The organism is Enterobacter sp. MG-EB028 (genome assembly GCF_056673305.1).
The window spans coordinates 2442917-2466732 of sequence record NZ_CP195079.1; the positions used below are offsets into that span (position 1 = coordinate 2442917).

At 57.5% G+C, this 23816-nt stretch carries 19 protein-coding genes; 8 read left to right on the forward strand and 11 right to left on the reverse strand.

Features of this window, described 5'->3' with window-relative positions; all coding sequences use genetic code 11:
- The first annotated feature begins 123 nt into the window (after positions 1–123).
- Complete coding sequence (locus ACR42C_RS11640; protein ID WP_316379156.1) at positions 124–402, forward strand: hypothetical protein; 279 nt, start codon at positions 124–126, stop codon at positions 400–402.
- A 27-nt stretch (positions 403–429) separates the two neighbouring features.
- On the opposite strand, the gene silA is transcribed toward ACR42C_RS11640, so the two are convergent.
- The 4 genes from silA to ACR42C_RS11660 are packed head-to-tail and all read right to left on the reverse strand — an operon-like array spanning position 430 to position 6593.
- A complete protein-coding gene (gene silA / locus ACR42C_RS11645; protein WP_479985196.1) occupies positions 430–3570 on the reverse strand; it encodes a Cu(+)/Ag(+) efflux RND transporter permease subunit SilA in 3141 nt (1046 codons plus the stop codon).
- A gap of 10 nt (positions 3571–3580) precedes the next feature.
- Positions 3581–4831, reverse strand: coding sequence for an efflux RND transporter periplasmic adaptor subunit (locus ACR42C_RS11650; RefSeq protein ID WP_479984109.1), 1251 nt, complete (start codon positions 4829–4831; stop codon positions 3581–3583).
- 11 nt (positions 4832–4842) lie between these two features.
- Positions 4843–5184 (reverse strand): cation efflux system protein CusF, encoded by a 342-nt coding sequence (cusF, locus tag ACR42C_RS11655; RefSeq protein ID WP_316379158.1) that lies wholly within the window; start codon positions 5182–5184, stop codon positions 4843–4845.
- A gap of 23 nt (positions 5185–5207) precedes the next feature.
- Positions 5208–6593, reverse strand: a complete 1386-nt coding sequence (locus tag ACR42C_RS11660) for an efflux transporter outer membrane subunit (protein ID WP_320719530.1) — start codon at positions 6591–6593, stop codon at positions 5208–5210.
- Between the two features lie 163 nt (positions 6594–6756).
- Between ACR42C_RS11660 and ACR42C_RS11665 the strand changes: the two genes are divergently transcribed.
- Both ACR42C_RS11665 and ACR42C_RS11670 read left to right on the forward strand, forming a co-directional pair.
- Positions 6757–7440, forward strand: coding sequence for a copper/silver response regulator transcription factor (locus ACR42C_RS11665; RefSeq protein WP_479984110.1), 684 nt, complete (start codon positions 6757–6759; stop codon positions 7438–7440).
- On the forward strand, positions 7430–8884 hold the full coding sequence (locus tag ACR42C_RS11670) for a Cu(+)/Ag(+) sensor histidine kinase (RefSeq protein ID WP_479984111.1): 1455 nt from the start codon (positions 7430–7432) through the stop codon (positions 8882–8884). Before ACR42C_RS11665 ends, ACR42C_RS11670 begins: the two co-directional genes overlap by 11 nt.
- A gap of 3 nt (positions 8885–8887) precedes the next feature.
- Here ACR42C_RS11670 and ACR42C_RS11675 read toward each other — a convergent pair whose 3' ends face one another.
- Positions 8888–9793, reverse strand: coding sequence for a LysR family transcriptional regulator (locus tag ACR42C_RS11675; RefSeq protein WP_116339841.1), 906 nt, complete (start codon positions 9791–9793; stop codon positions 8888–8890).
- A 117-nt stretch (positions 9794–9910) separates the two neighbouring features.
- Between ACR42C_RS11675 and ACR42C_RS11680 the strand changes: the two genes are divergently transcribed.
- On the forward strand, positions 9911–11311 hold the full coding sequence (locus tag ACR42C_RS11680) for an MFS transporter (protein ID WP_479984112.1): 1401 nt from the start codon (positions 9911–9913) through the stop codon (positions 11309–11311).
- A gap of 79 nt (positions 11312–11390) precedes the next feature.
- Here ACR42C_RS11680 and ACR42C_RS11685 read toward each other — a convergent pair whose 3' ends face one another.
- Genes ACR42C_RS11685 through ACR42C_RS11695 form a run of 3 tightly spaced genes read right to left on the reverse strand, consistent with a single transcriptional unit; the run spans position 11391 to position 14101 of the window.
- Positions 11391–12386: a DUF2891 domain-containing protein gene (locus tag ACR42C_RS11685; RefSeq protein WP_479984113.1), complete on the reverse strand. Its 996-nt coding sequence runs from the start codon at positions 12384–12386 to the stop codon at positions 11391–11393.
- Positions 12387–12395: 9 nt separating this feature from the next.
- Complete coding sequence (locus ACR42C_RS11690) at positions 12396–13382, reverse strand: DUF979 domain-containing protein (protein ID WP_116339836.1); 987 nt, start codon at positions 13380–13382, stop codon at positions 12396–12398.
- On the reverse strand, positions 13379–14101 hold the full coding sequence (locus ACR42C_RS11695; protein ID WP_116339834.1) for a DUF969 domain-containing protein: 723 nt from the start codon (positions 14099–14101) through the stop codon (positions 13379–13381). Before ACR42C_RS11695 ends, ACR42C_RS11690 begins: the two co-directional genes overlap by 4 nt.
- A gap of 199 nt (positions 14102–14300) precedes the next feature.
- Here ACR42C_RS11695 and ACR42C_RS11700 point away from each other — a divergent pair, with 199 nt between their 5' ends.
- Positions 14301–14846, forward strand: a complete 546-nt coding sequence (locus ACR42C_RS11700) for a winged helix DNA-binding protein (RefSeq protein ID WP_116339832.1) — start codon at positions 14301–14303, stop codon at positions 14844–14846.
- 1 nt (position 14847) lies between these two features.
- Here the strand turns inward: ACR42C_RS11700 and glgX are convergent, their stop codons facing one another.
- From glgX to treZ, 3 genes are read right to left on the reverse strand one after another with little or no spacing between them, the layout of a single operon-like run.
- Entirely contained in the window at positions 14848–16923 is a 2076-nt protein-coding gene (glgX, locus tag ACR42C_RS11705) for a glycogen debranching protein GlgX (protein WP_479984114.1), read from the reverse strand.
- A 15-nt stretch (positions 16924–16938) separates the two neighbouring features.
- A complete protein-coding gene (gene treY / locus ACR42C_RS11710; RefSeq protein WP_479984115.1) occupies positions 16939–19407 on the reverse strand; it encodes a malto-oligosyltrehalose synthase in 2469 nt (822 codons plus the stop codon).
- Complete coding sequence (treZ, locus tag ACR42C_RS11715) at positions 19404–21191, reverse strand: malto-oligosyltrehalose trehalohydrolase (protein WP_479984116.1); 1788 nt, start codon at positions 21189–21191, stop codon at positions 19404–19406. The genes treY and treZ overlap by 4 nt, the downstream gene beginning before the upstream one ends.
- A gap of 132 nt (positions 21192–21323) precedes the next feature.
- On the opposite strand from treZ, the gene ACR42C_RS11720 reads away from it, so the two are divergent.
- From ACR42C_RS11720 to ACR42C_RS11730, 3 genes are all read left to right on the forward strand, one after another.
- Positions 21324–21851 (forward strand): GNAT family N-acetyltransferase, encoded by a 528-nt coding sequence (locus ACR42C_RS11720; RefSeq protein ID WP_080329141.1) that lies wholly within the window; start codon positions 21324–21326, stop codon positions 21849–21851.
- Between the two features lie 77 nt (positions 21852–21928).
- Positions 21929–22687, forward strand: a complete 759-nt coding sequence (locus ACR42C_RS11725) for a 5'-nucleotidase, lipoprotein e(P4) family (protein WP_479984117.1) — start codon at positions 21929–21931, stop codon at positions 22685–22687.
- A gap of 141 nt (positions 22688–22828) precedes the next feature.
- Entirely contained in the window at positions 22829–23815 is a 987-nt protein-coding gene (locus tag ACR42C_RS11730) for an MBL fold metallo-hydrolase (protein ID WP_479984118.1), read from the forward strand.
- Position 23816 lies beyond the last annotated feature (1 nt).

Here is a 23816-nt window from a genome sequence, read left to right on the forward strand (position 1 = left end):
CCAGAATAATTAAATCACCTGGGGTGTTAAAAAGATATATCAACGCCCGCTCCATAAGCCCTTCCACATCACGACCACAAATTACATCTAGCCCTTCTGTTCGCCGGCATCAACGGCGTGACGATGTTTATGATTGGCAACGGCAACATGCGCGCCGTGCGGTTACATCTTACGCTGGCTGTGATAAGCCTGATATTGACTGCCGCCTATCTGCTGGCCGCGCTGAGCGGTAGCGCTTCTCCGGGCGTCAGTCTGGCCGCGGCGCTGGTAAGCCTCGTCATGCTGGGGCTTAGCGGCAGCTGTATCCTTTCCACCGCTTTCTATAAGATGCTGTTGTTTACTTTGCATAATCGCGCCTGGCGCAAGCTTATCAGCCAGACGCGCCAAGCAAACATCCCATAACATTCCCGCCGTTATCGGCGGGATTTTTTATGCCTTTCTCTGCCTGCGCAACCAAATCAACTTATACGCCGCAGGAATAATAAACAGCGACAGCAGCGGCGCCGTGATCATCCCGCCAATCATAGGCGCCGCTATCCTGCTCATGACCTCTGACCCGGCACCGGTCCCCCAGAGAATGGGCAGCAGACCGGCAATAATCACCGCCACGGTCATCGCCTTCGGCCGCACGCGCAGCACGGCACCATGATAAAGCGCGTCATCAAGCCCCTGCTCGGTGAACGTGTCCCGATGGGACAACGCCGGATTCTCCTCAATGGCATGACGCAAATACATCAGCATGACCACCCCAAACTCAGCCGCCACCCCGGACAGGGCGATAAACCCGGTGCCGGTTGCGACAGACATGTGGAAGCCCTGCCAGTACAGGAACCAAATGCCTCCGACCAGGGCGAACGGCAGACTTATCAGGATTAGCAACGCTTCTTCCACGCGACGGAACGCCAGATACAGCAGAATAAAGATGATCATCACCGTCATCGGCACCATCAGCTTCAGCTTCTTGTTGGCATGTTCGAGGAGCTCAAACTGGCCGGAGAATGACACGCTGGTTCCCGGCTTTAGCTTCACGTTCTGGCTGATGGCCGTCTTCATGTCGTTCACCACCGACACCATATCCCTGCCACGGGCATCGATGTAAATCCAGCTGGCAGGACGCGCATTCTCCGTTTTCAGCATGGTCGGGCCAGATACGACCTTAATATCAGCCACATCGCCCAGCGTGATCTGCTGTTTCATCGGCGTCAGGATCGGCATCTGCATCAACGCGTTCGGGCTGTTCCGGTAATCCTGAGGATAGCGAATATTAATCGGGTACCGGGCAACGCCCTCCACCGTTTCACCCACCGTCGCCCCGCCGATGGCCGAGGAGACAAACAGCTGCACGTCACCCACCGTCATTCCGTAGCGGGAGGCTTTTTCCCGGTTGATATCGACATCAATGTAGCGCCCGCCCTCCAGACGTTCAGCCAGGGCAGACACCACGCCCGGCACGGTTTTCGCTACCGCCTCGATGCTTTGCGCCGTCGCGTCGATATCAGACAACACGGTACCTGACACCTTGATACCAATCGGGCTTTTGATCCCGGTGGAAAGCATGTCTATCCGATTGCGGATCGGCGGAACCCAGAGATTCGCCAGACCGGGCAACCGAACGGTCTTGTCGAGCTCGTCAATAATCTTCTCAATCGTCATGCCGGACCGCCACTCATTCTCAGGCTTGAGCTGAATGGTGGTTTCCACCATTTCGAGCGGCGCGGAATCCGTAGCCGTTTCGGCTTTACCCGTCTTGCCGAAAACAGAGGCCACTTCAGGCACGGTTTTAATTAACTTGTCCGTGGTCTGTAACAGTGCGGCCGCTTCTGCCGGAGAAACGCCCGGCAATGTTGACGGCATATACAGCAGATCGCCTTCGTTGATCTTCGGTAAAAACTCGCCGCCCACCTGGCTGAGCGGCCAGATCACCGTGAAGATGGATAAGGCCGCAACCAGCAGGGTTGTTTTGGGCCAGTGGAGCACCTTAATCAGAGCCGGATGGTAGGCTTTAATCAGCAGCCTGTTCAATGGGTTACTGGTCTCAGCGGGAATCTTACCCCGGATCCAGAATCCCATCAGAATAGGAATAACAATGATGGCAAGCGCAGCCGCGCCCGCCATGGAGTACGTTTTGGTGAAGGCCAGCGGACCAAACAGCCTCCCTTCCTGGCCCTCAAGAGTGAAGATAGGAATGAATGACAGGGTGATGATCAGCAGGCTGATAAACAGCGCGGGGCCAACTTCGACAGAGGCGTTGGTGATCACCTTCCAGCGCGTGGCGTTATCAATCTGCTCTCCCGGATGCTGGTGATCCCACTCTTCCAGCCGCTTGTGCGCGTTTTCAATCATCACGATAGCGGCATCCACCATCGCGCCAACCGCAATGGCAATGCCTCCCAGGGACATAATATTGGCGTTCAGCCCCTGGAAATGCATGACGATAAAGGCAATACACAGGCCCAGCGGCAGAGAAACAATTGCCACCAGCGCAGAGCGAACGTGCCAGAGGAACAGCGCGCAGACAATGGCCACCACGATAAACTCTTCGAGCAGCCTGGAACTCAGGTTGTCGATTGCCCGGTCGATCAGCTGGCTGCGATCGTAGGTGGTCACAATCTCAACGCCTTGCGGCAGGCTGGCCTTCAGCGTCTCCAGCTTATCTTTTACCGCCGTAATGACTTCACGCGCGTTTTTGCCCGAACGCAGGATCACCACACCACCAGCGACTTCCCCCTGCCCGTTCAGCTCCGCAATACCGCGCCGCATTTCCGGTCCCGCCTGTACGCGGGCAACATCACGAAGGTAAATAGGTACCCCGTTCTCTCCGGTTTTCAGGACGATGTTATTGAAATCATCCAAAGTCTGCAGATAACCGCTGGCCCGGACCATATACTCCGCTTCCGCCATTTCAACTGACGATCCTCCCGCCTCCTGGTTAGACGACTCAAGGGCCTGCTTAACCTCAGGCAGGCTAATGCCGTACTGAGCCAGTTTTAACGGATTGACCTGAATCTGATACTGCTTAACCACGCCGCCCACCGACGCCACTTCAGCCACGTTCGGGATTGTTTTCAGCTCAAATTTCAGGAACCAGTCCTGCAGCGAGCGCAACTCTGCGAGATCGTGTTTTCCGCTGCGATCCACCAGCGCATACTCGAATATCCAGCCCACGCCCGTGGCATCAGGGCCGATTTCAGAGCTCACGCCCGCAGGCAGTTTGCCCTGAACCTGATTCAGATACTCCAGCACGCGGGACCGGGCCCAGTACAGATCGGTGCCGTCTTCAAAAATGACATACACGTACGAATCACCAAACTGCGAAAAACCGCGCACGGTCTTTGCGCCGGGAACCGAGAGCATGGTGGTGGTGAGCGGATAGGTCACCTGGTTTTCAACAATCTGCGGTGCCTGGCCGGGATAGCTTGTTTTGATAATCACCTGAACATCAGACAGATCGGGCAAGGCATCGACCGGGGTGTTGATAACGGTCCATGTCCCCCAGACGCTGAGGAACAGCGCCCCCATCATGACCAGGAAACGGTTGGCGACTGACCGCCGGATAATCCATTCAATCATCATCGTCTCCTTAATGGCCGGGATGCGCGCGGTCCGCGGTTTCAGCCTGACGCATGCGCTCCAGCGCGCCGGTAATATTGGCCTCCGAGTCAATAAGGAACAGGCCGCTGACCACGACTGAATCCCCTTCATTCAGGCCAGAGCCAATGCCGGACTGCTGCTGAGATTCATGCAGAACGTGGATCCTTTTCGGGACAAAATTCCCGTCCGCATCAACCGTAATAACGCGCTGTTCTTTGCCGGTATCGATAACGGCCTGGGAGGGGATCAGCAGCATCTCCTGACTTTGGGTATTCAGCTTCAGGTAGGCGTTCATGCCCGGTTTCAGCAGCTCGTCCTTGTTAGCGACCTGCAGGCGAACCTGCAGCGTGCGGGTGGTCTGGTCCACGCTCGGCAGGATATTCCATTTTTCAACCGGGAAGGTTTTATCCGGATAAGCTGGTACCGAAACAGCAAACTGCGAGGTGTCTTTCAGCAGATAAGCAATGGATTCAGGCACTGCCGCGCCGATCCAGACCGGATCCATCCCCTGAATTTGCGCCACTACCTTATCTTTGGAAATATTCATGCCGGTACGCAGGTCAAAAGCCGTGATCACTCCGTCGATCGGCGCCTTGATGGTAAAGCGGGTCTGGATCGTTCGGGTGGCACGCAGCCTCTGAATATCCTCATCCGGCATACCCGCCAGGCGAAGACGTTCCAGAACGCCTTTTATTTGCGTCGGCGTTCCGCCGGTGCCGGATAACAGCAGAAACTCGCTCTGCGCCTCTACCCAGTCAGGAATGGTAATATCAATAAGTGGCGTGCCTTTCTTCACCTTATCGCCCGTCGTCAGCGGGTACACTTTCTCCACGAAGCCTTCCGCGCGCGCCTGCACAATGACGAACTGATAGTCGTTATAGCTAACGTTAGCCGGGATGGTCTGAGCATAATTCAGCGTTCCGCGCGTCACCTTTTGCGTTTTTAATCCGAGGTTCTGAACCTGTGTTGGGTCAATACGGATACCGACACTGCTTTTATTGTCGTTTTCATCCGCATATTTCGGCACCAGATCCATATCCATAAACGGCGATTTACCGGGCTTATCGAATTTCACGTCGGGCTTCATCGGGTCATACCAGAAAAGCACCTTTCTTTCTGGTGCGCTATTTTCTGTTTTTTCAAAGGAATGAATAGCCTGCCAGGCCGTCACCGATATCAGCCCTCCCGCAATTAGGCTGCTGACTATCATGGCAGCATATTTTATTTTTAATGAGGCCATGCTGTTTCTCGCTATTTAATGCTCTTCAGTAAAGAGATATTGCCCTGCTGAATAAACGAAAAATCAACGTGACTGCCGACTTTTAAGGCATTGATACTCTCATCAGCCTGAATAAAGGTGAAACGCATGGTCATCGCGGGCCAGCCAATCGCCGGAATGGCTTCATGAGAAATCGTCACTTTTTTATTCGTGAGATCAATGCCCTTCACGATACCGGTCCCGGTGATGAGCTGCTCTGAGGTCCCTTCACTGGCAGCACTGACCATCTCGTGCTGATGAACCTCAGCCTGGAGGCTGGCAGAAAACACAATAGAGACTGCACCGAATACAACGGCTTTAAGTGAATTACGCATTTTTATTTTCCTCTTTAATGAAGTTATTCAACCCAACCGCCGCCGAGCGCGGTGAAGAGATTAATCTCATTCACCTGGCGGGCGTAAATAAGGTCGAGAATGGTTTGCTGCGTGGAGAAAAGAGAACGTTCCGCGTCGAGCACCTCGATATAGCTGACCACACCGCTGGAATATAATCCTCTGGCCCGCTGCAGGGTAATTTGCAGCGAATCAAGATAACGCTGCTGCGCTTCAACTTGCTGATTAATGCTGTCCCGCAGCGCGAGCGCGTCGGCAACCTGTTTGAAGGCGGACTGAATTTTTTGTTCGTAATTCACAACCGACTGCTGCTGGCGAATTTCGGCCAGCTTCAGGTTGGCCTTATTCCTGCCCGCATTAAAAATGGGAATGTCGATTTTAGGAATAAAATTCCACATCCCGCTCCCTGACGTGAACAGGCTGGACAACTCCGTGCTGCCGGTTGAAAGCCCGCTGGTCAGCGAAATGGACGGGAAAAAAGCAGCACGTGCCGCGCCGATATTGGCATCGGCCGCTTTAAGCTGATACTCCGCCTCCATAATATCCGGGCGTTGCAGCAGTATTGCGGAGGAAAGATGGGGAGGTAGTTTTACCGGCGCAACGTAGCTGGCGTTCATGCTGCCGTCGCCCGGCAGCGCGCGATACGTGCCGAGGAGCAGCTGCAGGGCATTATTGGCCTGCGCCAGCTCCCCCTCTCTTTTGGCAATCTCTGCCTGCGTGCTTTCGATCTGTCCCCGGGCCTGTTCCAGCGCCAGGACGTTCGTGCTGCCCGTCACCAGCTGCTGCTCAACGAACGCATAGGAGTGCTGGTAATTCGCCAGCGTATCCCGCGCAATACGCAGCTGTTTATACGCCAGTTGCTGGTTGAAATAGCTCTGCGACACATTAGAGACGAGCAGGATATGCACCGCGCGACGGGCCTCTTCGCTGGCAAAATAGTTTTGTCGATCGGCCTCGCTCATGTTTTTCAGCTTGCCGAAAAAGTCGAGCTCGTAGCTAAGCGCCAGCCCCGCGTCATACTGTTGTGAAGTGGGTTTGTCACTTTTCAGCCCGCCGCTGTACGTGATGCCCGAGGAGGCATTCAACTGAGGATAACGATCCGCATCCGTTACGTTGAACTGCGCGCGGGCTTCCTCAACCTTCAGGGCGGCCTTTTTTATATCCCGGTTGTTCTTCAGGGCTTCCGTAATCAGCCCCGCAACCTGAGGATCGACAAAAAAGCGTCGCCAGCCGGTGTCCTGGTACCCCGCCGCCGCGGGCGTCAGGCCGTTACGGGAAAGCGAAAACTGCTGGGGTACCGGTGCTTCCGGCCGCTGGTATTCAGGCGCCAGCGAGACGCAGCCTGCCAGAATAAATACCGTACTGATGCTTAGTCGTTTTAACAGGAACATAACGGTTTAAATGAAGTCCAGAGTAGATTTAGGGTTACTCTACGGAACGCATCCTGTTTGACGGGTGACAGGATAATGACAATGTTGTCATTTTTAGCGTAAGTCATTGTTAACGGTCGCAGGCTCACTAGAATGTCTCCAGCAGCCAGCCAGGGGGAGCACGATGAAAATACTGATCGTCGAAGATGAAATGAAAACCGGTGAGTACCTCAGCAAGGGGCTGACGGAAGCGGGGTTTGTCGTGGACCACGCGGATAACGGCCTGAACGGCTACCACCTCGCCATGACCGCTGAATACGATCTGCTGATTCTGGATATCATGCTGCCCGATGTGAACGGCTGGGATATTGTCCGCATGCTTCGCTCGGCCGGTAAAGGGATGCCCATCCTGTTACTCACGGCTCTCGGAACGATTGAGCACCGGGTTAAAGGGCTTGAGCTGGGCGCGGATGATTATCTCATTAAGCCGTTCGCCTTCGCTGAGCTGCTCGCCAGGGTAAGGACGCTGTTAAGACGCGGGAATAAGGTGATCGCGGAAAGCCAGCTCCATGCGGCTGACCTGACGGTTGACCTCGTATCGCGAAAGGTCAGCCGGGCGGGCAATCGCATCCTGCTCACCAGCAAAGAGTTCAGCCTGCTGGAGTTTTTCCTGCGTCATCAGGGAGAGGTACTTCCCCGCTCCCTGATTGCCTCCCAGGTATGGGACATGAATTTTGACAGCGACACAAACGCAATTGACGTGGCAGTAAAGCGGCTGCGCGCAAAGATCGATAACGATTTTGAACCGAAGCTGATCCAGACGGTGCGCGGCGTGGGCTATATGCTGGAGGTGCCGGATGCGCGTTAAGCCCCTCCGACGCCCGTTCTCTCTTGCGCTGCGGCTGACCTTTTTTATCAGCCTCTCCACCATACTGGCCTTTTTCGCCTTTACCTGGTTTATGCTCCATTCCGTTGAAAAACATTTTGCCGAGCAGGACATCAGCGACTTACAGCAGATCAGCAGCGCGATGCATCGCATCCTCCAGTCTCCGGCCGATCCCGACCAAAAGAAAATCAGCAAGCTCAAAGAGTCGGTCGCCAGCTACCGCAACGTGGCCGTCCTGCTTCTGGATCCGCAGGGCAATACCCTCTTCAGCTCGGCGCAAGGGGCGGCACTGCGCCCGGCGATGAATACGGCGAACTTCAGCGCACACCGTCGTGCACAGGATGTGTTTCTCTGGACGGTTGAAGACCCTGCCGCCCCCCTGCACGCCGGGTCCGACATGAAGATGCAAACCTACCGGATTATCGCCTCTTCAGGCACGGCGACGCTGCAGGGCAAAACCCAGAACTACGTCATGCTGATCGGGCTCTCGATAAATTTTCATCTCCACTACCTTGAGGCGCTGAAGAAGAATCTTTTTGCCATAGCCGCAGCGATCAGCCTGCTGATTGTGCTGGTTATTCGTATCGCGGTGCGCCAGGGACACTTGCCCCTGCGTAACGTCAGCACCGCCATTAAAAATATCACCTCCGAAAATCTGGATGCGCGGCTGGAGCCGTCCCGCGTGCCCGTTGAGCTGGAACAGCTGGTGATCTCCTTCAACCATATGATTGGGAAAATTGAAGATGTCTTTACCCGGCAGGCGAATTTTTCCGCCGATATCGCCCACGAAATCAGAACCCCCATCACCAACCTGGTGACGCAAACGGAAATTGCGTTGAGCCAGAACCGCTCCCAGAAAGAGCTGGAAGATGTCCTCTACTCCAGCCTGGAAGAGTACAACCGGATGACCCGCATGGTCAGCGATATGCTTTTTCTGGCGCAGGCGGATAATAACCAGCTGATCCCAGACCGGGTGATGTTTGATTTAAGCGCCGAGGTCATGAAAGTGTTCGATTTCTTCGAAGCCTGGGCGGAAGAACGCCACATCTCACTGAAATTTAACGGGATGCCCTGCCTGATAGAAGGCGATCCGCAGATGTTCAGAAGAGCAATCAATAATCTGCTCTCCAACGCCCTGCGCTATACGCCGGAAGGGAAAACGGTAACGGTCTCCATCAGAAAACGGGATAACGACGTTGAGCTGGTGACAGAAAACCCCGGCACGCCGATCCCGCAGACGCATCTGCCAAAGCTGTTTGACCGTTTTTATCGCGTCGATCCGTCCAGACAGCGCAAAGGTGAAGGCAGCGGAATTGGGCTTGCCATCGTGAAATCCATCGTCACGGCGCACCACGGCAAAGTCCGCGTGGAATCGGATGCGGTGTCGACGCGCTTCATCCTCACCGTGCCCGGAAAAGTGTTCTGAGTGTCAGCAAACAGCGCGGCACACCTCAAGGACCTTTTCCCTGAGCCAGCGATGCGCCGGGTCCCGCTCCATGCGAGGATGCCACATCTGTGACACCGTAATGGTGCGGGTCTTAAAGGGCAGTTCAAAGACGTGCACGCGCTCGGTCATCGCCTGATTGAGCAGGTACAGCGCCGGCACCATGGCAATAAGATCGGAGGCCAGCGCCACGGATAACGCCGTCGGGAATCCAGGCACCACACTGGCGATCTTTCGTTTCATCCCCCGTTCCGCCAGCGCATCGTCAACAGACCCGTGTAATGCCCCATCAGGCGACGCCACCACATGGCCCCACGCGACATAATCGTCGAGGCTGACATCAGGCTGTGACGACAGCGGATGCCCCTTGCGCACCGCGCCAACAAACCGATCCTGAAAAAGCCGCTGCAGGCGTATTTCTGGCCCCATATTGTTCTGCACGCCGATCTCCAGGTCGACAAGCCCCTCCCGCAAATAGCGCGACGTTTTCTCTGGTTTGGGAGCGAAGCGGATGCACACTCCGGGCGCAACGCTCGCCACGGCGGCTATGAGCAGTGGCCCAAACGCCACCACAAAACCGTCGTTGGCCCGGATGGTGAACAGCCGCTCGAGACTTTCCACCTTCAGCGTGTCGGTGGAGGGCTGCAGCACCGCTCTCGCCTCATGCACGGCGCTTCGGGCGCGGTCCCGCGTGGCTTCAGCCCAGGGGGTCAGCACCATATGACGCCCGGCCCTCACCAGAATAGCATCGCCGGTCACCTCCCGCAGCCTGCTTAGGGTACGGCTCATGGCGGAGGTGCTCAGGTTCAAACGTCGCGCCGCGCCCGCCACGCTGGCCTCGGCCAGCAGAACGTCGAGCGCAACCAGAAGGTTAAAGTCAGGATCGGACACGATGGCTCCTCAGATAAGGCGTTCTATGCAACGATAAAGTGCAAACGCTGCGTCTTCCGCCCTGTATACCCCATGATTATAGTTTCGTCATCACTATTCTTATCCGGAGTAACGACGATGACGCTATTTTCAAACCTGCCCGGCGATGAAGGATTACCCGGTCATGAACGCGCCAGGGTGATGGCCGCCGTCATGACCACCACGCTGATGGGCGTCTTTGACGGCACCATGATCAACATCGCGCTGCCCTCCATGGCAAAGGCAATGCAGGTGCCCGCGAACGTTGCGGTTTGGTTTGCCAACGGCTATCTGCTGTCAGCGGCCATGACGCTGGCCATCTTCGCGGCGCTGGCGGCGCGAGTGGGCTATCGCCCGGTGTTTCTTGCCGGGCTTGCCACCTTTACGCTCACCTCGCTCGGCTGCGCGCTGGCGAAGACGCCCGACATGTTGATCGGCATGCGTATTCTGCAGGGCATCGGCGGGGCGGCCACCCTGAGTATCGCCCCGGCGATCCTGCGATCCGTATTTCCGGGTCGACTGCTTGGCCGAATTCTGGGGCTGCACGCCCTGCTTATCGCCTCCAGCACGGCGATTGCCCCTGTCCTGGGCGGAACCATACTGGACGCGCTGAGCTGGCAGTGGCTGTTCGCCATTAACATCATCCCGGGCAGCGTTGCCCTGCTGCTGGCGTGGCGGGCGTTACCGCGCCAGCCGGACGTTGATCGGTCCCCCTTTGATACGCCGGGCGCCGTGCTCTCCGCCGTGCTGTTAGGTTCTGCAATCATGCTGGCCGACAGCCTTCAGCACATAACGCAAAGTATCAACCCGGCGGCCACAGGCTGGGGGCTCCTCACGCTGGCCAGCGCCCTCGCCTTTATCTGGCGTATTCGGCGCGCGCAAAGTCCCATACTGCCGCCCGTTATTTTCAAAAATGGGTGCTTTACGCTTGCAGCCCTGACCTCGCTGGCCTCGTTTGTCAGCCAGGGCATTACCTTTGTCGCGCTGCCGTTCCTGTTTCAGAGCGTGTATGGCTACAGCCCGGTGGTTTCGGCGCTGCTGTTCACCCCGTGGCCGGTTGGCATCGTGCTGATCGCGCCGCACGCGGGGCGCTGGGCGGATACCGTTTCCGCGCCGCTGATCTCGACTGTCGGGCTGATGATTTTTGTCGGTGGGCTGGTTCTGCTGGCGACGTTGCCGGATAGCCCTTCCGCATGGAATATCTGCCTGCGCAGTCTGGTGTGCGGGATTGGGTTCGGCTGCTTTCAGAGCCCCAATAACCGGGAAATGCTCGCTAACGTGGCGCGGGAATATGCCAGCTATGCCTCCGGCGTGTTGTCGATTGTGAGGACATTTGGCCAGTGCCTCGGCGCCGCCGCGGTGGGCGTGCTGCTTGCTACGACCGAATCAGACCATGACCGGGCCGTGCATTTTGCGCTGTGGATCGCCGTCATCGCCTCGATGGGGTCGGTGTTGTTTAGCGTGAGTCGGCTGCGCCCTGCGGTTCGGGCATCAGCCTGATTCGCCCGGCGGCGCTACGCTTGCACAATGCAGGCCGGGTAAGCGCAGCGTCACCCGGCAAAAAAGACGACTCGCTCGTTTACTCCAGCGCCAGCAGCGCAAAGCTCGCCAGCCAGTGCCCGCCGCTGTAGTGGCTGCCCACCACGTGCTCGACGCTTGCCGTCAGGTGTTTCGCCACGGCATCACGCAGCGCCTGCTGCGCCGGATGGTTTGCGGGAAGCGCTTTAGCAATATGCTTCATACACCACGCGCGGCTGAGGTTTAATCCGTCGAGATGGGCGATTTTCGGATCGGTACGGTCGCTCACCTCCGCCGGGTTCATCAGCGCCGCAACGGAGCCGACATCCGGCAGAAACGCGTCAAACCAGGCCGGGAAGTCTTCTAACACCTTGCTCATCAGCAGCGCTTCCGTCAGCGCGCCGGAAATGTACTCATCCCCGCCGGGTTCGTAGTGGGCCGGATAGCGCGTGTCGGCGCGATAAAACCGCTCCGCCGCCGTGACAATCGCCTGCTCAAGCGCGCTATCCTCCACGCCTCGCGCGTAATCGAGCGCCAGCGCGAGGGCAAACGCCGTGTTGTAATGCGTCCCGACGCGGATTGGATAGGTGAGCTTGCTGAGGTAATCCACCAGCCTGTGGCGAATATCCTGCGTTAGCGGCTCAAGCGTTTGATACCAGCCTGCGGCCTGCGGCAGCGACGACTGTTTCAGCTCCTGAGCCAGTGCCAGCAGCCAGCCGTAGCCATACGGGCGCTCAAACGAGGCGCGGAACGGCGCGGTGAAATAGGCCAGCTCTTTCGCCACGTTCTTTTCCGTCAGGTGTTCGTCGAAAAGCGCGACGATTGCGTCCCGGCTCGGCAGCTCCGGATAGAGGCGCACGCAGCGCAGCAGCAGCCAGTAGCCGTGCACCGCCGAGTGCCAGTCGAAACAGCCGTAGAAAACCGGGTGCAGCTCGCGCGGCGGCAGAACGTCACCATCATCATTCAGCAGGTGCATGATGTGGTTCGGGTATTCCTGGCGCAAATAGGTTAAAGGCATGCGGGCAAACGCGTCAGCCTGATGTTGCGTCAATTCCATAACAGCTCCTTAGCGAAACACGAGGAAATACATGAGGAACACGTTCACCACCAACAGGGTTAACGCGGTCGGGATCTGGATCTTGATCACCTGATATTTGTCTTTCAGCTCCAGCAGCGCGGCGGGAACGATATTGAAGTTCGCAGCCATCGGCGTCATCAGCGTGCCGCAGTAGCCCGCGTACATGCCAATCGCCAGCAGCGGCGCCGGGTTGCCGTGATGCACGTTGATCAGGAACGGTAAGGCAATACCGGCACTTAATACCGGGAAAGCCGCAAAGGCGTTACCCATGATCATGGTAAACAGCGCCATCCCTACGCAATAAATCACCACCAGCATGAAGCGACTGTCCGGGTTCACGAACAGGCTCACCACCTTCTGCACCGAATCCCCGGTATTGGCCGCGACGAACACACCGCCGAGCATCGCCAGCATCTGCGGCAGGATCACCGCCCAGCCGATGGTATCGACAAGACGACGAGACTGGCGAATGGCATGCAGCGGCGTGCCTTTGGTCAGCCACCAGCCGGTGAGGATCGCCGCGACGCAGGCCACGCACAGCGCCGCCAGGGTGAGCTGTTTCTGATCGAGCAGGAACACGCCGCCAACCGACACCCCTTTCAGGAACAGCGTCCCGATAACCGTTACCACCGGGATCATCAGCGCGGGCAGGAACAGCCAGTTTTTAAGGCGCTTTGACGAGGCAATGCGTTCCTCCTCGGAGGCCATTTTGTAGTGCCCTTTCCCGACCAGGCCAAAACCCGCCAGCAGCGCGATAGCGATGACGCACCCGCCAACGATCCGGTACGCCAGCGATTTCCCCAGCTCCTGCACCATCAGGTCACCGAACAGGAAGATCCCGCCGAATAAAAACCAGAACAGCGCGGTGGTAAAACGCTTCGGATTGGCGCGATCGCGCAGGGTCATCACGACCAGCAGCATCACGACGAAGCCGATCAGGTAGTACACGCGGTTAATGGTGATAAGCGTCATCATTGCGCCACCTCCTGGTTACCCTGCTCTGCACGCCAGGCCATGACGTCGCGACGAATGCTGGCATCCAGGCGCAGCAGGCGCGTCATATGAATAATCAATGCCGCAATGGCGGTTGGGATAGCCCACAGGCCGATATGCAGCGGTTCGATGCCCTGAATACCGTTCTCTTTCAGGAACGCGTCGATCAGCAGCACCGCACCAAAGGCGATAAAGATGTCTTCTCCAAAGAAGACCGCAATGTTGTCGCACGCCGCGGCATGGGCCTTGATCTTGTCGCGAATGTGCTGCGGCAGCTCGCCATATTCGTTTAGCGCCGCCCCTTCGGCCATCGGCGCCAGCAGCGGACGCACCGTCTGGGCATGACCGCCCAGCGACATCAGCCCCAGCGCGGCGGTGCCTTCACGCGCCACGAAGTAGAGCATCAGGATACGCGCCGAGGTGGCGCTGGCGATCTTCGCGACCCAGGCCTGGGCGCGCTCTTTAAGCCCGTAGTATTCCAGCAGACCAATCACCGGCAGGATCAGGATGAAGGTCGCCAGCGATCGGCTGTTGACGAACTTCTCGCCGAAGGTCTCCAGCAGCATCCCGAAATCCATCCCGACCAGCAGGCCCGTCGCCAGCCCCGCCACCACGACTACCAGCAGCGGGTTGAAGCGCAGTGCAAAACCAATAACCACGATCGGTATCCCGATCAGCGGCAGCAGCGTAGTACCGTCCATAACGTTTACCCTATCGAAAGTGAGCGTTGCGCGCCGACGGCTATTTTTTTAATTTGCGGCGAGCGATGTTGTGTTTTACGTCAGGCTTCACAAAACCTGCGCTAAAAAGCTATATCTGAACCTCAAAAACATGTAAACAAATTATCAATAAAATGTTCTTATTTTATCGACGAGTTTACATTTCTGGCTAAGGAACGTTATGACCTCGAAAAAGAGTGCTTCACCCGATCGCGACGATATCAACGATGGCCGGATCGTCTCTTCCCGCCATCTGGTTTCCGAGCGCTGCGCAGAACTGTCAGAGCTGGAGTACGCGCTGATCATGACCGGCAACGCGTTCAACAAATGGATGGTGCGCTGCATGACCGCAGCCGGCGAACCGGATATGGGCGCCTTTGACGTTTCGCTGCTGCATCACGTGAACCACCGCGACCGCAAGAAAAAGCTGGCCGACATCTGTTTCGTGCTTAACGTGGAAGATACCCACGTGGTGACCTATGCCCTGAAGAAGCTGGTCAAAGCGGGCTACGTGACGAGTGAGAAAGCGGGTAAAGAGCTCTTTTTCTCCACCACGGAGGAAGGGAAAGCGTTGTGCATGAAGTATCGGGACGTGCGGGAAGCGTGTCTAATTGCCATCCACGCGGAGAGCGGCATTTCCGGGAAAGCGATCGGCGAAACCGCGCAGCTGTTACGCGCGATCTCCTCCCTGTATGACACCGCCGCCCGCGCGGCGGCATCGCTCTGAACTACGGACGTCTGAAAAGGGTAATGCTGCGTCCGGCCAGCTCGTACTCTACGGTGTCGGTGATCGCTGTTCCGGCGGCAGCGTCATCCGCCGTAGACAGTTCAAGAACCCATCCCCCTTCGCCAAACTGCGGGATCTGGAACGGCACGGTGCCTTCGAACGGGTTAAACAGCATCAGCACGTCGTGCCAGATGCCGTCCTCCTGCCTGAGATCCGGCCTGCTGATGGAGACCCCGAGCGTCGAACCTTCATCCCACTGCTCGGCCTGCTGCGGACCGCCCCCGGCATTAAACCAGCGGATCTCCAGCCCGTCGCGCCAGCTTTCACGGCGCAGCAGCGGCTGTTGCGCGCGAAGGGCAATGAGACGACGGGTAAACTCGCGCAGCGCAGCGTCGTTTTCGGAGAGCCCCTTCCAGTCAATCCACGAGATCTCGCTGTCCTGGCAGTAGCCGTTGTTGTTGCCCTTCTGCGTGCGGCCAAACTCGTCCCCCGCCAGCAGCATCGGCGTGCCGTGGGAGAACAGCAGCGTGGTCAGGAAATTGCGCTTCTGCCGTTCGCGGGTAGCAATAATATCCGGGTTCTCCGTCGGTCCTTCTTCCCCATAGTTGTACGAGCGGTTATCGTTATGCCCGTCGTTATTGTCCTCTCCGTTATCGGCGTTATGCTTTTCGTCGTACGACACCAGATCATTCAGCGTAAAGCCGTCGTGAGCGGTGATGAAGTTGACGCTGGCCCACGGACGACGCCCGCGCAGATCGTACAGATCCCCGGAGCCCAGCAGACGCGCGGCAAAGTCGGTGGAGACGTTATCCCCCTTCCAGTACTCGCGAACGGTATCACGATACTTATCATTCCACTCCCCCCAGCCCGGCGGGAAACCGCCGACCTGATACCCGCCGGGGCCAATATCCCAGGGTTCGCCAATCAGCTTGAGTCTCGATAACACCGGATCCTGAGTCATGGCGTCGAAGAAACCGCCGCGCGGGTCAAACCCTTCGGGCTCGCGGCCCAGTATCGTCCCCAGATCGAAACGAAAACCGTCAATATGCATCGATTCCGCCCAGTAGCGCAGGGAGTCCATCACCATCTGTAACACGCGCGGGTGCGAGGTGTTGACCGTATTTCCCGTCCCGGTGTCGTTGATGTAGTACCGGTGCTGGTCCGGCAGGGTTCGGTAATAGCTGTAGTTATCGATCCCCTTAAACGAGAGCGTAGGCCCCAGCTCGTTACCTTCCGCCGTGTGGTTATAGACCACGTCAAGAATCACCTCAATGCCCGCGTCATGATAGGCGCGCACCATGTCGCGAAAGCCCTGGATACCCGCCGGGCCGTAGTAGCGCGACGCCGGGGCAAAAAAGCCGAGCGTGTTATAGCCCCAGAAGTTTTTCAGGCCACGGTCGAGGAGATGCTGGTCGTCCGGGAACCAATGAACCGGCAGCAGCTCCACCGAGGTAATGCCCAGGCTTTTGATGTAGTCGACCGAGGCTTTATGTCCCATCCCCTCAAACGTTCCGCGCAGCTCGGGCGGGATGGCCGGGTTCATCTGGGTAAAGCCCTTGACGTGGCTCTCATAGACAACGGTATGCGGCCAGGGCACGTTTGGCCGGTTGTTATCCTGCCAGTCGAAAGCGTTCGGGTCGATAACCTTGCATTTCGGCGTGAACGGCGCGCTGTCCCGCGTATCAAAGCTTAAATCTAACTCGTCATGCCCCAGCTCATAGCCGAAATGGGCGTCGTTCCAGTCGATATCGCCCACCAGTTCACGGGCATACGGGTCGATAAGCAGCTTATGCGGGTTAAAACGGTGACCGTTTTCAGGGTCGTAAGGTCCGTAGACGCGATAGCCATACAGCGCGCCGGGCTTCAGATCGGGCACATAGCCGTGCCAGACCTCATGGGTATATTCCGGCAGCTCCAGCCGGGCGATTTCCGTTTTCCCGGACGGGTCAAACAGACAGAGCTCCACCCGCTCAGCGTGCGCGGAGAACAGCGCGAAGTTAACGCCCTTCCCGTCATAATTCGCCCCCAGCTGTTGGCCATGACCGGCCCGAATTTCAAACGTAGTATCCTTTGCCATTTTCGTTCTCCACGATTATTCGCAGGTAAGCAGAACCAGTACACATCCCTTTTCTGACGTTAAATCCAGCGTCTCTTGCAGAATGCGGCTTTCACCGCTGAACAGATCCCGATAGCGCTTCCCGGCCAGTTCGTCGGGTATCGCTACCGTGGTATTGACCCACAGCTGATGATTATCGTTGACGCCAAAAACCAGACGCGGCACGGCAACGATCAGCGCCTCGTCGTCCTTAACCCGTGCATAGACAATCAGGTTTTCCTCCCGCTCGCCGGAAACCTTGAGCGGCAGCCAGTCGCCGTAGCGGAAAAGCGCGTCGTAATGCGGTCGAAGTCGTAACAGCGTGGCGGTAACGAACTGTTTAACGCGCCCGTCACGCCAGCAGGCCGGGTTGTCAAACACCGTGGCATCCGCCGCGCTGAGGTTTTGCACCAGGGCCGGGAAGTCCGGCTCCCGTCGGTTATCCGGGTCGACGAGGCTAAAGTTGAGCGCCTCGCTGCCCTGATAGATATCCGGCACGCCGGGAGCTGTCAGCTTGATCAGCGTCTGGCTGAGGCTGTTCATCAGCCCGGCGCGGATAAAGGGCTGCATCGCCTCGCTGAAATCGTGCAGGAACAGGCTGTTATCCGGGGACAACAGGTGCCGCGCGTAGCTCAACACCACACTCTCGTAGCTCTCGTTGCTGTCGATCCAGTCGGTGCGCTGCTTCGCCTCGCGAAGCGCTTTCTCAAGGAAGCCTAGGAAGCGCGTCTCCAGTGATGCAAGCCCTTCAGCGTCGTCCGGTGACAGCGTGGCAGGCCAGACGCCCGCCAGCGCCTGGTAGATCATCCAGGTATCTGCGGCGTTCGGCGCGGTGCCGTCATTAAGAAAACGCACCCGGGTCTGGTTAATCTGCCGCCAGCGGGCGAGATTTTCTCCCCAGCGTTCCGGCGCCTCCGTCAGGGTGTAGAGACGCGCCCGGGCGTCTTCTCCGCGCTTGGTATCGTGCGTGGAGGTGCCCAGCAGCGCGTCCGGCTGACGGGCCAGACGAATGCGCATCTCCTGGTGAAAGCGGGATAGTGAAAACGCGCGCGGCGTCGGGTCAGCGCCCACTTCATTGAGCGCAAGCTCAAGGTTAAGGCGGAAAAACAGCGTGTCTTCCACCGACTTCGCCATCAGCGGCCCGGTCAGCTGCTGGAAGCATGTTCTGAAAAGCGCGGCGGACTCGCGGCAATCTTCCGGCAGGTCGCCGGTAAGAATGCACACAATCAGACTCAGGGCCGCCTCGGACGTATTTACGCCGGCGACCACGCGGCTAAGCAGCGCCACGTCCGGCGGGGTTAACCCCTCCCGGGTGCCATAGGTGCGGTACACCGGAAACGCAATAAGCAGCTCGCGCAGCGCGTGACGGATTTCCTCGCGCGGCAGCGCAACCTCATTACGGCGGGCCAGATCGTCAGCAAGGTTTAGCAGCGTGGTGAACTCGCCCTCAAAATTACGATCGGTCATCAGGCCCTTGGCATCGCGCAGTTCCGCATGGCGATCGACCGTCATTCCCAGCGTCTCGTCGTGGATGGTCTCCAGACGCGACAGGTTATCGTCATCGACCAGCACCTCCGCCAGCGAGGCGATAAACTCGTACCCGGTGGTACCGGAAACCGGCCAGTCGGTGGGCAGCTGCTCTCCCTTCGCGAGAATTTTCTCGACCGTAATGTAACAGTCGGGTCCGGTTTTCTGCCGCAGGCGCTGCAGATAACCCAGCGGATCGGCCAGGCCGTCAATATGGTCAATGCGCAGGCCGTCTACGACGCCCGCGTGAACCAGCTCAAGGATCAGCCGGTGCGTATCGTCGAAGACCGCCTCGTCTTCAACCCGAACGCCCACCAGACCGGTGATCTCGAAGAAGCGCCGCCACGAGAGCTGCTTCGGCGCTTCCCGCCAGGACATCAGCCGCCAGCTTTGCGCGTCGTGCAGTTCGGCAATGCTTTTCTCCTCGCTGTAGGTGCCCGGGTTGAGCGGGTACGCGGTGTCGTAATAGACCAGAGAAGCTTTGTTAGTGACAGTGTCACGTTTTAGCGTGATAGCCCCCTTCCCCAGCTCCGCCTCAAAGGTGTCGCCGAGAAACGGCAGCGTAAGCGGTCGCGACGCGTCGATATCGAAATAGCGGAAATAGCGGCTCTGCTGGCCGTATTCAATCACGTCCCGCCACCAGGCGTTCTCCAGCGAGGTGGACATATGGTTTGGGACAATATCAAGAATCAGCCCCATGCCGGCCTGCCTGAGCGCCGCGGCCATGCGGTCAAAGCCTTCCCGACCACCGATCGCGGGGTCAATTTCATTCGGGTTGGTCACGTCATAGCCGTGAGTGGAACCCGTTGTGGCGGTAAATACGGGCGAGGCGTAGAGGTGGCTGATGCCGAGGTCTTTCAGATACGGCACCAGTTCGACAGCGCGGTCAAACGTCATGCCGTTGCGGAACTGGATACGGTACGTGGCGGAAGGGATCATAACGATGCGTCTCCATCAGCAAAGCGAACGACAATACTGTTCGGCGGCAAAACGTCCGTTACCTCCGGCCAGGCAAAGCGCGTCTCCCCTGAAAGCACAGGCAGAGCGACAGGCTTACTGCCGATATTAAGCGCCAGATAGAGCGTCCCGGACGGGAAGTGCCAGCTCACCACCACCATGCCGGGCACGGTCTTGATTACCTTGCCCTGAACGGTGCCGCCATGACGCAGAAGCGGAACGATATGGCGATGGCGCAGCGTCAGCAGGTGGCGCGTGAAGCGCAGCCACGTTTTACCTTCGTCGGTGGCAATCTTATGCCAGTCGAGCTTTGATCGAACGAAGGTGTTCACGTCGTTCGGATCCGGGACGGTTTCATCGTGCCCGGCGTGGCCGGTGAACTCTTTCGCGCGCCCTTCACGCACCGCTTTTGCCAGTTCGCCGTGAAAATCGGTGAAGAACAGGAACGGGTGCGTTTCACCGAACTCTTCGCCCATAAACAGCAGCGGGATATGGGGAGAAAGCAGCAGCGCGGCAAGCAGCACCCGCGTCTTATCGGCCCCCGCGAGGGTGATAAGCCGCTCGCCCTGGGCGCGATTCCCGGTCTGATCGTGGTTCTGAATAAAATCGACGAAGAACTGCGGCGGCTGCGTGCTGCACTCCACCCCGCGAGATTCACCGGTTTGCAGCGAAATCTCACCCTGGTAGACAAACCCTTCCGCCAGCGCACGAGCGAACTTTTTCTCCGGCTCAAAGGCAAAATCCTGGTAGTAGGCGTGCGTTTCGCCGGTAGCAAACACGTGGGCAGCGTTGTGGAAGTCATCATTCCACTCGGCGGTGAACAGCGGCGTGTTGCCCTGTTCATCGCGCGGATGCAGGAAAATCACGTTGCGGCTGTCTTCCGTGGCCAGGTGAACGTAACGGTGCGGGAGCGCCTCGCGGATCTTCGCGGCAATCTCCTCAAGAATGTGCGTCTCCGCGCTGTCTTTAATCTGGTCGATGGCATCAAAGCGCAGGCCGTCCAGACGGTATTCCGTCAGCCAGTAGAGCGGCGCATCGGTAATGTACTGCCTCACCGGCTCGCGCTCGTAAGCGATGCCGTTGCCCCACGGCGTCATCCGATTCGCATCGAAAAACGCGGGCGACAGCAGGGGCAGATAGTTCCCCTCCGGGCCGAAGTGGTTGAGCACGATATCCAGCACCACGGAAAGCCCCAGCCCGTGCGCGGCGTCGATAAACGCGTGGAAATCCTCCGGCGTGCCGTAGGCAGAGTGCGGGGCATACAGCAGCACGCCGTCGTAGCCCCAGCCGCGGGATCCGCCAAACTGGGAGACGGGCATAACTTCAAGCTGGGTGATACCCAGCTCTGCAAGATAAGGCAGCTTGTCGATGGCCGCCCGGAAGGTGCCCTCCGGGGTAAAGGTGCCGATGTGAAGCTCGTAGATAACCGTCTCTTCCCACGGCCGCCCTGCCCAGTCCCGGTTAACCGGCTGATAGCGTCGGGGATCGATAACGACGGAGGGGCCGTTAACATCGCCCTTTTGCGCGCGCGATGCCGGGTCGGGTACCGCCATGCCGTCCTGCAGGACAAACTGATACTCTGTACCGTGCGTGACGCCATGAACGTCTGCCTGGAACCAGCCGTGCCCCACCGCCGTCATCGGCACGTCGGTGGCGGCCAGACGTAGCGTAAGTTCTTTCTGTCCTTCTGCCCAGACGCGAAAACGTACAACGTCATCGGAAATAAACTCAGCACCCCACTGCTTTTGAAATGTCCTGAATTCCATTCATTGTCCTCGAATGACCCACATTTTACGCGGAACGAAGTACAAGCTTAGTTCAGGATTAAAAGTCCGTTAGCTCAGCGGATTTAACCGCTTCGTCTATCCTTTATGAAATAACTCACTACCGGGAATACTATGCAGATTCGAAAAGGATTAAATACCGATCTCCCACGCCTTGAATGCTGTGACTTTTCTTTCACCATTAGCCGCATCGCCAGAGAGCCTTTTATCCACGGTGATTTGCATATTGAAGCCGTTGCCGAGCCCTGGATAAAAACCTACGAGCTCGACATCCAAACCCTTGAAAACCACTGCGTTAATCCGGATGCCATCTTTCTTGTTGCTGAAACGGATGACGGTGAAATAGCCGGATTTATTACCGCGTCGATCGGCTGGAATAAATTTATCTCAGTGGATTACATCGCCGTGGAGCGCACGAAACGCCGAACCGGCGCCGCTCAAAAGCTGATGGCCGCCGCGCACGTCTGGGCCCGGAGCGTAAACGCGCCGGGATTACGGCTTGAAACACAAAATGTGAACGTCTCTGCCTGTCTGTTTTACCGTCACTACGGGTTTACCCTGGGCGGATACGATCGTTATCTCTACAACGCCTTGCCGGAAAAAGACGAAGTCGCCCTGTTCTGGTATTACATGCTGGTGTAGCGATGCAGCCTTCATATTTCTGTCATTGAACTTCATTACGCTTTCGGGATTTTAACCACGGTGTTGAGGAAAGAAGTGTGAATTCAATGGCTAAGGCATTACTGCTGGTATTACCTGTTATGAGTGCAGCGGCAGCGGCGACGGCTGCCGGGCGCGAGTTGTGTGAACCCAAAGCGTACGAAATGGCGCTGCGCTATCAGCAGAAATCGGCAGAGATTATGGCCCTTCAGCTGCAGACGTATCGGTTTGCCACCGAGCGTTTTAACGAGAAGTTAAAGGATCTGAAAACGCCTGAAAATTACGCCGTAGTGATGGACCTGGATGAAACGGTACTGGATAACACCCCCCTGCTGGTGCGCGACATGGAGCAGTGTCACGACTATACAAAATGGGATACCTGGAGCGACTGGGAGAAGCAGGGAAAACCCGGCTTAATTCCGGGAGCGAAGGCATTTCTTGACCACGTTAATCAAAGCAAGGTCCGTATCTATTACGTCTCGGACCGCATGCAGGAAAATAAAGCCGATACGCTCAGAACGTTAACAGCCCTGGGACTTCCGCAGGTGTCCGATGAAAGCGTGCTTCTGGATACGGTCAGCAAGGAAGAGCGTCGCCAGAGCATCCTCAAAAAGCAGCAGATCGTGATGCTGTTTGGCGACAGCCTGCCGGATTTCGCCGTGCAGTTTAAAAACAAAAAGCCGAGCGAGCAGCAGCGCGAGCTGGTTGAGGCCAGCGTGGAACACTTCGGTAATGACTGGATTGTGCTGCCTAATGCCGCTTATGGCTCCTGGTCGAAAGCCACGCCGGACGGCTGGAACGCATCGCTGAAAAAATAACGTTTTACGAGCCGGGAAAGGCTTTACTGTCACCCGGCTTTTGCGCTGAGCTATTTATCTCGTTTATAGGTCCTATCATTTCCGGGCAGGTTCTTATACTTTTACGGAGCAGTAAGATGAGCACTTTCAAAGGAGACTCGTATGCTTACCGTGAAAAAACTTGCTCTTTCCACGCTGATTTCAAGTTCAATGCTTTTTTACCCTGCGCTGCAGGCCTCGGCGGAGACGCCGCAGCACGTCGTTAAACAATCGGCAGGCGGTTACAGCGTGCAGGTCGGCGACGTTGTGGTGACCTCGTTTACCGACGGGACCGTCGCGCAGGATCTGCACAAGCTGCTGCGCCGGACCACAGAGCAAAAAACTGACGCACTGCTCGCGAAAAATTTCCAGACCAACCCGGCGGAAGTGTCCATCAATGCCTTTCTGATTGCGATGCCCGGACACAAAATTCTGGTCGATACCGGCTCCGGCCAGCTCTTTGGCCCCGGTAACGGCGGACGTCTGATTGAGAGCCTCGCCACTCAGGGAATCAAACCCGAGGACATCACTGAAGTCCTGCTGACCCACGCCCATTCCGACCATGCGGGCGGCCTGGTGAAAGATGGCAAGGTGGTGTTCAGTAACGCGCGCGTTTACGTCGGTAAACCGGACGTCGACTTTTTCTTTAACGAAGACAATCAGAAAAAAACCGGCTACGACCAGAACTACTTTGACGTCGCGCAGAAAACCTTAAAGCCCTATCTTGACGCCGGCAAAGTGGTGCCGTTTAGCGGAACCTCTGAGATTCTTCCGGGGCTTACCGGCACGGTTCACCCTGGACACACGCCGGGTTCGGCCTTCTACACGCTTGAAAGTAAAGGCGAGAAGATCACCTTCATCGGTGACGTTATTCACGTTGCGGCGGTCCAGTTCCCGCAGCCTGAGGTTACTATCGCCTACGATCAGGATCAGGACGGCGCAGCCCGCGTGCGCGAGCATGCGTTCGCAGAGTTTGTGAAAAACAGAGACCTGGTTGCCGCACCCCATCTGCCTTTCCCGGGCATCGGGTATGTGACGAAAGGAGAGAAAGGCGGCTATGCCTGGGTACCTGTCACCTATACCAACCGGGACGCCAGCAGCGCGAAATAAG

What these genes read in the sequence shown, in the direction of transcription:
- ACR42C_RS11685 (WP_479984113.1), bottom strand. Translation starts at nt 12,386, where the DNA reads ATGGAATTGACGCAACATCAGGCTGACGCGTTTGCCCGCATGCCTTTA.
- treY (WP_479984115.1), bottom strand. Translation starts at nt 19,407, where the DNA reads ATGATCCCTTCCGCCACGTACCGTATCCAGTTCCGCAACGGCATGACG.
- ACR42C_RS11720 (WP_080329141.1), top strand. Translation starts at nt 21,324, where the DNA reads ATGCAGATTCGAAAAGGATTAAATACCGATCTCCCACGCCTTGAATGC.
- ACR42C_RS11640 (WP_316379156.1), top strand. Translation starts at nt 124, where the DNA reads ATGTTTATGATTGGCAACGGCAACATGCGCGCCGTGCGGTTACATCTT.
- ACR42C_RS11695 (WP_116339834.1), bottom strand. Translation starts at nt 14,101, where the DNA reads ATGGACGGTACTACGCTGCTGCCGCTGATCGGGATACCGATCGTGGTT.
- treZ (WP_479984116.1), bottom strand. Translation starts at nt 21,191, where the DNA reads ATGGAATTCAGGACATTTCAAAAGCAGTGGGGTGCTGAGTTTATTTCC.
- ACR42C_RS11690 (WP_116339836.1), bottom strand. Translation starts at nt 13,382, where the DNA reads ATGATGACGCTTATCACCATTAACCGCGTGTACTACCTGATCGGCTTC.
- ACR42C_RS11730 (WP_479984118.1), top strand. Translation starts at nt 22,829, where the DNA reads ATGCTTACCGTGAAAAAACTTGCTCTTTCCACGCTGATTTCAAGTTCA.
- cusF (WP_316379158.1), bottom strand. Translation starts at nt 5,184, where the DNA reads ATGCGTAATTCACTTAAAGCCGTTGTATTCGGTGCAGTCTCTATTGTG.
- ACR42C_RS11670 (WP_479984111.1), top strand. Translation starts at nt 7,430, where the DNA reads ATGCGCGTTAAGCCCCTCCGACGCCCGTTCTCTCTTGCGCTGCGGCTG.
- ACR42C_RS11665 (WP_479984110.1), top strand. Translation starts at nt 6,757, where the DNA reads ATGAAAATACTGATCGTCGAAGATGAAATGAAAACCGGTGAGTACCTC.
- ACR42C_RS11680 (WP_479984112.1), top strand. Translation starts at nt 9,911, where the DNA reads ATGACGCTATTTTCAAACCTGCCCGGCGATGAAGGATTACCCGGTCAT.
- glgX (WP_479984114.1), bottom strand. Translation starts at nt 16,923, where the DNA reads ATGGCAAAGGATACTACGTTTGAAATTCGGGCCGGTCATGGCCAACAG.
- ACR42C_RS11650 (WP_479984109.1), bottom strand. Translation starts at nt 4,831, where the DNA reads ATGGCCTCATTAAAAATAAAATATGCTGCCATGATAGTCAGCAGCCTA.
- ACR42C_RS11700 (WP_116339832.1), top strand. Translation starts at nt 14,301, where the DNA reads ATGACCTCGAAAAAGAGTGCTTCACCCGATCGCGACGATATCAACGAT.
- ACR42C_RS11660 (WP_320719530.1), bottom strand. Translation starts at nt 6,593, where the DNA reads ATGTTCCTGTTAAAACGACTAAGCATCAGTACGGTATTTATTCTGGCA.
- silA (WP_479985196.1), bottom strand. Translation starts at nt 3,570, where the DNA reads ATGATTGAATGGATTATCCGGCGGTCAGTCGCCAACCGTTTCCTGGTC.